8 protein-coding genes and 2 pseudogenes are annotated in these 12,104 nt (G+C 31.6%); 2 read left to right on the top strand and 8 right to left on the bottom strand.

Translation table 11 applies throughout. The features are described from left to right. Positions 1-232 precede the first annotated feature (232 nt). Together HMPREF2811_RS08605 and pgeF are read right to left on the bottom strand one after the other, a co-directional pair. Positions 233-1,195, bottom strand: coding sequence for a lactate/malate family dehydrogenase (locus tag HMPREF2811_RS08605; protein WP_071408978.1), 963 nt, complete (start codon positions 1,193-1,195; stop codon positions 233-235). A gap of 91 nt (positions 1,196-1,286) precedes the next feature. Then, on the bottom strand, positions 1,287-2,030 hold the full coding sequence (gene pgeF / locus HMPREF2811_RS08600) for a peptidoglycan editing factor PgeF (RefSeq protein WP_168164969.1): 744 nt from the start codon (positions 2,028-2,030) through the stop codon (positions 1,287-1,289). 340 nt (positions 2,031-2,370) lie between these two features. Here pgeF and HMPREF2811_RS08595 point away from each other — a divergent pair, with 340 nt between their 5' ends. Next, positions 2,371-2,982: an NUDIX hydrolase gene (locus tag HMPREF2811_RS08595; protein WP_071408979.1), complete on the top strand. Its 612-nt coding sequence runs from the start codon at positions 2,371-2,373 to the stop codon at positions 2,980-2,982. 92 nt (positions 2,983-3,074) lie between these two features. Here HMPREF2811_RS08595 and HMPREF2811_RS11770 read toward each other — a convergent pair. From HMPREF2811_RS11770 to HMPREF2811_RS08560, 6 genes and pseudogenes are all read right to left on the bottom strand, one after another. Further along, positions 3,075-4,028, bottom strand: a pseudogene (locus HMPREF2811_RS11770) (glycoside hydrolase family 43 protein). 55 nt (positions 4,029-4,083) lie between these two features. Continuing rightward, positions 4,084-5,871, bottom strand: a complete 1,788-nt coding sequence (locus HMPREF2811_RS08585) for a glycoside hydrolase family 2 protein (protein ID WP_071408977.1) — start codon at positions 5,869-5,871, stop codon at positions 4,084-4,086. A gap of 9 nt (positions 5,872-5,880) precedes the next feature. After that, positions 5,881-6,222, bottom strand: a pseudogene (locus HMPREF2811_RS08580) (carbohydrate ABC transporter permease); the annotation flags it as partial. 1,211 nt (positions 6,223-7,433) lie between these two features. After that, positions 7,434-9,194, bottom strand: coding sequence for a glycoside hydrolase family 2 protein (locus tag HMPREF2811_RS08575; RefSeq protein WP_071408975.1), 1,761 nt, complete (start codon positions 9,192-9,194; stop codon positions 7,434-7,436). 555 nt (positions 9,195-9,749) lie between these two features. Further along, positions 9,750-9,944, bottom strand: a complete 195-nt coding sequence (locus tag HMPREF2811_RS08565; RefSeq protein WP_141749297.1) for a hypothetical protein — start codon at positions 9,942-9,944, stop codon at positions 9,750-9,752. Between the two features lie 13 nt (positions 9,945-9,957). Further along, on the bottom strand, positions 9,958-10,221 hold the full coding sequence (locus HMPREF2811_RS08560) for a type 2 periplasmic-binding domain-containing protein (protein ID WP_071408972.1): 264 nt from the start codon (positions 10,219-10,221) through the stop codon (positions 9,958-9,960). Between the two features lie 390 nt (positions 10,222-10,611). Here HMPREF2811_RS08560 and HMPREF2811_RS08555 point away from each other — a divergent pair, with 390 nt between their 5' ends. Further along, positions 10,612-11,529 (top strand): ArsR/SmtB family transcription factor, encoded by a 918-nt coding sequence (locus HMPREF2811_RS08555; protein WP_071408971.1) that lies wholly within the window; start codon positions 10,612-10,614, stop codon positions 11,527-11,529. Positions 11,530-12,104 lie beyond the last annotated feature (575 nt).

Raw genomic sequence — 12,104 nt, 5'->3', positions numbered from 1 at the left:
TTATTGGACCACTTTTAGATTAGCATTTACAATGAATTTGATAAATTTAATCAAGTTATTGCTCGCTAAATAAAAGCGCAGTGGTTGAGTGGCATCAAACTGCGTCTTAAGCGCAGTGGTTGAGTGGTCTCAACCTGCGTCTTAAAGACTTGTTTAAGGCCTACTCAACTGTGCGGGGGTGGGCCGACGAAGCGAAAATCATTCGATTTTCTACTTCTTGCCCACTCCATTTCTATATCCTTTTAGCTAAATCAATATTCGTTTGGATTGATACGAGAGACTCTTTTAATTTTGCTTGCTCCCATTCATTCAGAGTTATAGGTAAGACTTTCACAATTCCTTCTTTTCCTATAATGGTCGGTAAACTGTAAGCAATCGCTTCTGAGTGATACTCATTGGCTTCAACTACTGTACTCACAGGATAAATCATGTGCTCATCTAACAGAATAGATTGTGTAATATCGATGGCGACTTGTGCGATAGCCGCATCGGTGACACCGTTTTTTGCTCTAAATACATCGTAAGCTGCTAGTACTACTTTTTCCTTAATCTCATCTGGATTCAATTCTGTGATGTTAGGAAAGTACTGTTTTAGTTGTTGATAATCAATCCCCGCAATACTTGCATGACTCAAAGCAGGAAAGGCAGTATAACCATGTTCACCTAACATATAAGCTTGAACTGAATGTGGTGCCACATCATACAACTGAGCTAAAACATAACGTAATCTAGCAGAATCTAAACTACAACCGGTCCCAATCACTTTATTTTTAGGATAATCAAACTCGGTTGCCGCCATATAAACGACGGTATCAGCAGGATTTGTAATAAATAATAAAATTGGCTCATTTGTAACTTGAGTAATATTCGTCATAATTTCTCGAATTATATAGGCGTTTTGGGTTAACAACGCTTGTCGATCTTCTGGGAGTTCACCATTGGGATAAACGTATGACGCTGCAATAATACAAATATCGACATCTACTAAATCAGTATATTGTCCCACATAGATTTTAGTATTACGGCGACTTAATAATCCTGTCGCATGGGCTTGATCCAACGCCTCACCAGTAGCCAATTCCGTACGGTGATCAATTAAAATAATTTCTGAAAATAAATGGGAATGAAGTGCACTTGCTAATACTTGCGTCCCCACATGTCCTACACCTATAATCGCTAATTTATGAGTTTTCATCCAATCGCCTCTCATCGTTTTTTAATTTTAATGATATACCAATTCATCTAATTTTTCAAAAAAATTTTGCCACAGTATAATCGTTTTATTTTTATGAAGGCAGCATGACTAATAAGGCATTTAATTGGTAATCTTTACCTTCTTTTCTAGCTGAATGAAGCCTTTGGCTCTCAAACGTTGACTCGGTAGAAAAATCAATATTATCTATTTTTACACCCGCTAATTTTAAAACTTCAATATTGGCCTGGATCATATCTAAAATGTATTTGTCACCTTTTGCTTTAAAATAACGATCGCGATGACCAATTGCTTCAAAAACCTCATAAACTTCTGAACCTACCTCATAATGCTCTTGGTCAATTGAAGGACCGACATAAGCAATTAAATCAGAAACATCGGTTCCAAAATGATTAACCATCTTAACAATCGCTTGCTGACTAATTTTTTGAACGGTACCACGCCAACCCGAATGAAGGGCTGCTATTACTTTATTGATAGGATCATAAATAACAATCGGTGTACAATCAGCCATCCGTACTAAAAGAGCAACACCGGCTTCAGCTGTAATAAAGCCATCTGTTTCTGGTGACAGTGGATAACTCGCAAACAGAGGATGTTCACCTTCATCTGCATTGACAATCTCTACATTTGCGCCATGCACTTGGTTACCATGATAAACTTGCTTTGGCACTACGTTTAACGCATTTAATATTTTATTTAAAGATTGACGATAAACGTCTTCGCCAGCTGATTGTTTAAAATTTAGCTCACTCCCTCCAATTGCATGGATAATTTGATAGTTGTTTAATTTTTTTGACGGTTGTTTAATAATCAACTGCCTCACTCCTCGTAATATATATTTAGAAGGTCATTTCTCACCCTTCTGATCGTCTCTATTTCTCTTAATTTTACCAAACATTATGTCATGGATAAGGTTTTACCCGTTGTTAGACTGGACGATTTTTAAGAAATCGAACAGGGTGACAATGGTAAGCAAGCAAAGCGCATTAGCTAAGCCTCATTACAATTCATAAAATGTTCAATTGTTCCTTCATATTACTTTTTTCAATCTTAGCACGAAGTGATTCAAACTGTCTATTTGACTTTAAAATTTGTTTCCGATAAGATGAGATTAATGTATTTCGAATTAGAAAGGAGTCGCCATGTTAAATAATATTGAACAAGCGTTAATCAACTATCAAGCAAAACCAATTAGTCAAAAACGGATATATGCTGTTTTATTACCTTTAATTAAAGTAAAGAACGAATGGCATGTCTTATATGAAGTCCGAAGTGAACAAGTGCCGCAACCTGGTGATGTTTCCTTTCCTGGGGGAGCAGTTGAAGCCAATGAATCACTTGTCCAAGCTGCGATCCGCGAAACGACTGAAGAATTAAACATCTCAGAAAACCAAATCCAAATTCTAGGAGAAATTGATTATATCGTTAATGCACAAGCGACCATTTATTGTTTTGTCGGCAGACTTTTGATAGACGATTATCAACAAATTACCCCCAATGAAGAAGTTGCTAAAATATTTTCTGTTTCTTTAAAAGACTTAATTAATCATCCACCTAGATACTATCAATTAGCGTCAGAAATCGTCCCTAATGAGGATTTTCCATTTAATAAAATCCGTAATGGCAAACAATATCGCTTTTCGCAACGTAGTAATGCGATTCCTTTTTATGATTTAACAGATGAAACAATCTGGGGAATGACGGCTCAATTTACCCATCGTTTCACGCAAATCATCACTCAAAACCAAAATAACAACGTTGAATAACGTAGTGCCTTGTTTTCAGTACAAGGATTACGTCCGCTCAACGTTGTTAAAATTAGGGGGACTGGAAGAATTTTAAGAAATAACTTTTCCGGTTAACGGATTTCTTGAGGTGTATTTGTCGGGCCATCAACCTTTAATTCTCCATTTTCAAAATAGAGGCGATCTATGGCCATGCGGCGGTCACCTGATGGATTTTTAGGATCTGTGTGTATATGATAAACAATATAAAGTGTTTTATCATCCAATCCAACTACAACACTATTATGGCCAGGTCCTGAAATGCCTTTCGTTAAATCTGAAGCCAATATTGGATTGTGTTCATATTTTTCGAATGGTCCCATTGGATTATCAGCTACTGCATACCCAATCGCATAATCAGGTCCTCCATAAAAGTTTGCTGAATACATTAAATAATACTTTTCTTCATATTTTAAAACATAAGGTCCTTCATTCCAAACAATCTCTCCTTCTAGACCTTCCCATGACTGACTGGGTTCAATAACCATCACAGGCTCTGATACAAAATCATCCAAAGTTTCATTTAATTCTTGAACAAAAATTTGGCTCTATTTTTTTCCATCAATTATATTTTCGTAATTATCTTTGACATAATATAAATAATATTTTCCGTCATCTTCAAAGATATGTCCGTCAATATAGGAGCCTTTTTCATGGATTAAATTATTGTTAATATCATTGAAAGGGCCTAATGGATTATCCGATTTCGCGATAGCTATTCGCAGACTACCATTATAAGCACGAGCACTGTAAGTCATATAAAATTGACCATCTTTTTCAAAAACTTCAGGTGCCCAAAAGTCATACGTTGCCCATTTCTTTTCAAAATCTCGATGATCTAAAGCCGTCCCTTTTAATTCCCAATTGACTAAATCATTACTTTCCCAAACATTAAATCCATAATTAGCTACTGATGTAGCATACATATAATACTTCCCTTCGGATTTAATAACAAATGGGTCTCCTATTTCAGTCATATCTCCAACAGGATTGGTATATTCTGCAGCAAAAACTTTTTCGATGGACATAATATTTAGCACTGAAATCAACAAAATGATCAAGCTAATTAGTCGATTCATTTTCTTAATCCTCCATATACATATTATCGTTGATTGCTTTAATTAGTGATAAATCTACCTTCGGTTGACGGTCATACGTTAATAATCCATTTGTTTCTTGTTCTACATCTGTTAATTGAGTGTAACAGAATCCAACTAACGCTTCTGACTGATAGATAGCATGAATCGTACGACGATAATCATTAACATATTCTTCAGGTGATGTAGCACTCGAATATCCCCAAGCATCCTCAGGAACCGCTTTGGGATTATAAGCAATACCACCAAACTCAGTTAACATTATTGGGTGATTTGAACTCACACAATTTTCAAGAAGAATATTTCTATTAGCTGGAGTTGCTTGTAATAAATTATCACGCGTGCTTAAATCCTTAATATATTGTTGGTACTTCCCAGTCTCATTTGCAGCACCATGAGTATAATTATGAATACCAATAATATCCGTTTCAATCATTTCCCATCCATCATTGGCAATAACTAAGCGTGTTTTATCTTGCCCTTTTACAAAATGGTAAATACTTTGGGCAAAATGTTGTTGCGCTTTGTCGTAATTAATTTCAGATATACCCCAACTTTCATTTAACGGTGTCCAAGCAATAATTGAAGGATGATTATAATCTCTTTGAATGATTTCGTCCCATTCATTAACTGTCAATTTTACTGATTTAGGATGATAATTAGCTGGGGCAGCACATTCCCCCCAAACTAAGAAACCTAATCGGTCAGCATGATATAAAAATCGTGGATCTTCTGTTTTTTGATGTTTACGACATCCATTGAACCCCATCTCTTTAGACAATTGAATGTCTTTTATAAAGTCTTCATCTGTTGGAGTCGTCATCAGGGATTTTGGCCAATATCCTTGGTCTAATACTAATTTTTGATAATAGGGTCGATTGTTTAACATAATTTTTCCATTTTCAATATGAATTTTACGCATACCAAAATAACTTTTTACTTCATCAATAATTTTACCATTTTGCATTAAAATTAATTCAACATCAAATAGATTTGGATTTTCTGGTGACCAGGTCCATCCTGCACCGTGTGCAACTGTATTCATTATTTTATTTTGTAACACATTGAATTGAATTTCTGATTCTGCTTGGAATAAATTACTAGTTGAATCGACAACGATTTGGTTTTTGAATTGAATTTTTATTCGAATGGATAAATCATCCGATACTCGATTAGTTCGAATATTTAACTTAACACTTTGAGCATCTAAATCCGGAGTAAAATGAACTTTTTCTAAATATACATCTGCTAACTGTTCGATCCAAACCGTTTGCCAAATTCCAGTTGTATTAGTATACCAAATGCTTTCAGGTGTTTCTTTCCAATATTGTTTCCCACGTGGAATTCCTTCATCTGTTAACGGATCAAAAACTGATAGTGTTAGTACATTATCACCTTGTTGAACATAATTTGAAATGTCAAAGGTAAAACTGGTATGACCTCCGATATGTTTACCAACAAATTCATTATTAACATAAATACTAGCTTGATAGTCTACCGCACCAAAATGCAATAGAGTTGTTTCCGTCAACTCTTCAATGTTAAAATTACGAGAATACCATACATTTTCACATGCTGATTTATCTTCAACACCAGACAATTTAGATTGGTAAACAAACGGTACTTGTATTTTTTTTGATAACATTTTTGGATTTAAATACCATTTTTCTTTTTGACCTACAGCTTCTTTATCTAGTTCAAAACTCCATTCACCATTTAAATTAATCCAATTCTTTCTTTCAAATTGCGGTCTTGGATATTCTTGTCTCATTATTACACTCTCCTATTTAATTCCTGATTTAGTTGTTGATTGTACAAAAAACTTATTCGCGTATAAGAAAATAACTAAAGCTGGTAAGGTTGCTATCACCGTTGCTGCCATCATTCTACCAGGGTTGACAAAGTTAGAACCTTGTACCAAATTTGCTACCCCTACAGTAACAGTCTTCATTTTAATATCATTGGTAACTAATGATGGCCATAAAAAATCATTATAAATTGCTAAAAAGGTCATAACGGTTAACGTAGCGACTGGTGGTTTGATGCTTGGGAAAACAACATGAAACAATACTTGTACTCTTGATGCACCATCCATAACACTTGCCTCTTCTAATTCAGGCGGAAAATCTTTTAAAAAACTTGGTTAGTAAAATTAAGCTAGAAAAAAATAGGCCATTTGTATGATATCCTAAACATACGATCACATGCAAAGAAAGAAGTACACACAAATAGCTTATACTCATTTTACCTTGAAAGAAATAATTTGGGTAGAAAATTATTACGATAGCGGTAAAAAGCAACCTATATAGTAAAAAAATAAATCGTGCTTTATAATTTTGTTAATATCCTTAAAACGTAGCTGTATTCAAGCGTATTACGAACAATATAAAGAGAACAAATCACGTTGCGAGACCTAAAAAAGATCTTTACATCTGAACAACTCTAATGTATCAAAAAATAAGTATCTCTAAGGTGGTCTCATAATGTTATTATGGGGCGTAATGAAAAAAATTAGGATGCACCGTTCGAACCTTCTATCGTTGATTTCAAGATTCGGATGACTTTGATTGTTCAACTTAACCGATGAAAGGTAAGAAAAAACCATTGGGTATCAGTAAAAACTTGAAAAATAAAATTTAAAAGCACGATTGAAGAACGAATCCAGTCAAAATACAATTTGATTAGGAATTTGGTCATCTATAAGATTATACCCTTCTCGGAAAATACCATGAGATTACTATCCTAACACTTGTTGAATGATTTAGTGTACTATTATTTCAATAAAATTAGCAGTCGTAAAGAAAGTGATATTATAGCGCCTTTTTATAACTGGTTTGCTTATTTGCCAAGAATTTTATTTAATTACATAACTTTTGATTATGGAAAATAATTTTATTATTGGCAGGAAATTATAAACAACAATGACATCAATATTTATTTTGCTAATCTAAGTTGCCGACACAAAGTGGTTTAAATGAACACTCTAATCGACATTTTTCGAAGAGATGGCTACTCCAAAAGCATGTATTTTACTGATATATCATATAAAACACTCAGAGGGAAACTCATTGTCACAATGAAATTCCTTGGAAAATTTTTGATTATCAAATACCAATTGAAGCCTTTATTGATTGTTGTAAGAAACCGAGATTGATAGAGACGTTTACTTAATAATAAACTTTACTTATATATAGTTTTATAATGACAAAGTTTTAAACTAACGATAAGTATTGGTATATTTAGAATAAAAATTTTAGATTAATTTGACAATTCAAATATACTTTTATACTTTGGAATAACTTATATATTTACCTAACTACATCTAAATTGTTTAGTTTACTTTAATTTGTTTACATTACTTATCAAATCTGTTGATACTTTAGGTTTTCTATTGATATCCAAAAGCCCATTAACTTCTTGTTCAACATCAGTTAATTGTGTATAACAGTATCCTGTAACATATTCTAGTTCAAAAATAGCTTCATGAATATTATTAAATCTTTCAATAAAATCTTCTTCATTTTTAACGTGAGTTCCATAGCCCCACTGATCTTCGTTTTCAGTTGCAAAAGCAATGCCACCAAATTCTGATATAATTATTGGTTGTCCCATATATTTATATCCATTTGCAAATGCAAATTTATCTTTATTAAATTGTATACGGTTGTCTAATATTAGTGATTTTTCCTTATATCTGTGTTTTAACATCTCTGAAAATTCTTCATAGTCATGTAATGTTATGATATCTGATATAGTATGTTCCCAGCCATCATTCGTAATAACCGGTCTATCAGGGTCAATTGACTTTGTCAAATAGTAAATTCCTTCTGTAAAACTTTGCTGTTGCTTATCTTTAAAAATGTTCTTTATGCCCCAAGATTCGTTGAATGGAACCCAAGTAATAACACTAGGATGGTTAAAATTTTGAGTCACAATCTTTATCCATTCTTCAGTAAAATTTTTTATAGATAAATCCGAAAATTGATAATTGGATGGCATTTCAATCCAAACTAAAATCCCCAATTTATCACACAGATATAAGAATCTTTCGTCTTCAATTTTTTGATGTTTTCTTACCCCATTATATCCTAAGCTTTTAACTTTTTCCAAATCATTTTCTAATGCTCTAACAGAAGGTGGGGTAAGTCCAGACTCTGGCCAATAACCTTGATCTAAAATTAATTTTTGATAAAGTTCTCTATTATTAAGTAGTATTCTATCTCCTTCTATGCTAATTTTTCTCATACCGAAATATGAATTTACCTCATCCAATATTTTTGTCTGATTATCTAGTAACTTAAATCTAATATCATACAAATTCGGTGTCTCAATAGTCCATATTTTAGTTCCCCAATTAGAATCTCTTTTTACTCGAGTATCTAATATTATTTCTTGTTCTTGGTGATTAATTAAAACACAACAATTAGTTATCAGTTCTTCTTCAAAATATATATCTACTTCAATAAAATAATCATTTTCTTTTATGATTGAATTGTTACCACTTATAGTTGGCTGTATTATTAAATGATCATTATCTATTTCAGGCTTCATTTTAACAGAACTTAAATACACGTTACTATTTCTATATTCTATCCACACAGATTTCCAGATTCCCGTACTTTGGACATACCAACATCTGAAACTATTATTTAACCAACGTTGCTTCCCTCTTACTTGATTAGTATCCAAAGAATCTTCACATCGAACAATTATTGAATTGTTTCCATCAATAATATAATCATCCAAATCAAAACTAAAACGATGGTAACCTCCTATATTTTGTCCAACTTTCACACCATTTAACCACACAGTGGTGTGAAAATCTGCTCCTTCAAAATTAATAGTAATTTTATCCTCTTTATTGAAAACAACATTTTTTTGATACCAAATTACATTATGAGGTGTTTGAATATCAATATTGCTTAATTTAGTTTCATATGTATAAGGTACTTTAATTTTTTTATCAGATGGAATTCCTTTTGACCATGATTCTTTTAACCCTCTGTTTTGTTCATCAAAACAAAAATCCCATTCTCCATCTAATAATTCCCACTTTTCTCGAATAAACTGAGGTCTAGGATGTAATTCTCTTTTCATAACTATTCTCCTTTACTTCCATTAAAAAATTTACTTATTATTTTATCTTACAATTTTTATTGCCTTATTTTTAGCTAATAAAATAACGATGATTGTAACTAATAATATTAAACTTATAATATCTAAAATCAAATATGAAATTATCGCTTGAAATATCTTCCATAGAAACAATTTAACATTTAGTGATAGTGCAAATAATAGAAGAACAATTATACAAGCAGGTACTGAAAGTAACACAAAAATAAAAGTATTTTTTAAACCTACTCTTAGTTCTTCACAAAAAATAGAATCTTTATTAAAAATAGTATGTTAATTTTGAACCCAATAAATTCAGGTTGAGAGAATAGATCCCAATTTGTTAATGAAATGTAAATCCCGAATATTATAGGAATTAAAAAAAATACTATAAATATTATTAAATAAGGGGCAATAAACAGCCACGCTGTAGAATCTTTCATATAATGTTTCTTAGATTGTTTCACTATTTTTCTCTTGACTTATTACCACTAGACTATTATTTAATGTGGTGAATGAAAACACTCACCACAAAATTTATTAATTGTTTTGATTAATTTTTTCTGAAACTTCTTTTTGCATATTTACGATAAATTTCTCAATATCTGTTTTCCCAAAGATTGCACCAAAGCAATTAGTATCCAAATAATCTGCTATATATCCATTATATTTATAATCAAATATCTTTAATGTTTCTTGTTGTTCTTTAGAGTTTAAGAAAAATAATTGTGGCATATTTCGATATTCCTCATCCATTTTCTCCTAAATTCCATGCCTCAGCAACATAATTTTCAGATTTAATATCCTTGAAATTATTTAAAATTTCATCAAAACTTTCTAGTATATTACTTTCTTTATACTGAATTATTCTCTCTGCATGAACAATATTTAAATCAGGAATATCTTTCCCAGAATTAACAACTGTAGGAATTTTTGAATACATATCCCCTTCTTTGATTGAAATATTTTTTACTTTAAATTCTGGATTTGTTTTATTATATTCATCAATCATTTTTTTATATTAGCATTATCAGCTCCTGTAAAGGGATTCCAAAAGACAATCTCATCATCAGCAGTATTATTTTTTGCTACGTTATTTTGAGTTCCACAGGAGCCAATATAAATGATGATAGAATTAAACAAAATGCTATTCGCGCTCTTTTAAAATATTTCAGCTACAAAACTCCTTTTACTATTTAGTTAATTTCTTTTATACATACAAAAACCAAAAAACTCACAACCACAATAAAACGTTTTATTTAATGTCATCATAAACAATCTTGCAAACGCTGTCAACCTTATGTTATGCTAAATATACAAAAACAACAAAAGAGTTAAATATCAATGTTGTAAATTCTAAATACACAAATGAACTTAACCAATAAGTTAAAGGAGTTTATATATGCAAATAAATTTAGTACAAAATTCACTTCCGATTTTGCAAGCACTAGCAAGCGATACTAGAATAAAAATTGTTCAGTTCATAGGTAGTGATAAGAAAAGCGTCGGTGAAATAGCTCGTTTTTTAAACTTAAGTAATGCAATAACAAGTAGACATATTCAGCAATTAGAAGATGCTCAAATTATTGAATCCGAAAGAGGTACTGGAAATAATCGCAATAAAAAAATAGTTTTTTTAAAAGTAGATGATGTTCATATACTTTTTCCCGAAAAAGTCTATCGAAATTTTCATTTACATACCTTTGATTTAAAAATTGGCCATTATACTGATTTTTTAGTATATCCAACCTGTGGTCTGGCGACTCCAATTAGTATTGTTGGAAAAAATGATGACCCAAAAAGTTTTTTACTTTCAGAACGTGTTGATGCTGCTTTACTCTGGTTATCAAGGGGTTATGTCGAATATAAAATTCCTAATTTTTTAAAGGACACTGATCAACCTGAACTAATGGAAATTAGCTTTGAAATCGCCTCAGAATTTCCTTTATCAAACAACGTATGGCCAAGTGATATTTCAATTTTTATTAATGATATTAGGGTTGCAATATATACTGTTCCCGGTAATTTTTCAGACGTTAGAGGACGCTATACACCAACTTGGTGGAATGATAAATTAAGTCAATACGGTCTGTTAAAGCATTTAAGAATAAATAAACTAGATACTGGAATTGATGGAGAACAATTTTCTAATGTCAGAATAGATGACTTAAAGTTACATAATAATCAGTTCATTAAACTTCGTTTTGAAGTAGAAGAAAAATCCAGAAATCAAGGTGGATTAACTCTATTTGGTACAGGGTTCGGAAATCATAATCAAAATATTAAAATAAACATTTATTACACAGACAACAATGAGTGAAATAATTATTCTTTTTTCAAAAACTTTATCTAACATTTTGAATGAACAATCATTTCTGGTTAATATTTCATAACAGTCAGAAAATATATAAGTGTTTCTTCCATTTTATTATCCAACGAGATTTTTCCCCACAATTGTCGACAGTTTTAAATACGGCGAGTGAGATATTCACCAGAATAAACCTTTTTGAAGCGAGTTTTCTTCACTAGATTCATTTACATAATGAGCTACAATATAATTATAAACTAAAACACTATATCAATACGGAGCAGTTATTTGAATTAACGTTCAAATTCATCCTGATTTAAAGTAAGCTTTTTGTTTAGTAAATGAAAATAATTTTAATTCTTCGAGTCATTGCCTAGTATCAAATTTCTCGAAATCAACTATTATATAAATTATTTTCTAAATCAGCCATTATTAAATTGGTTCGTTTTGTTAAATAGCTATCAAGATGGAAAATAGAACATCGTTTGATTTTCGGTGCGTCTGTCCATTCCTTACGCAGTTGAGTAAGCCTCAAACAAGTCATCAAGACGCAGTTTTATAAAAGTCAACTTAAAAATCCCGATTTG

The sequence above is a fragment of the Globicatella sp. HMSC072A10 genome (genome assembly GCF_001811625.1).
Lineage (GTDB): Bacteria > Bacillota > Bacilli > Lactobacillales > Aerococcaceae > Globicatella > Globicatella sanguinis.
The sequence above is the reverse complement of the archived record's forward strand: the minus strand, read 5'-3'. Positions and strand labels throughout refer to the sequence as shown.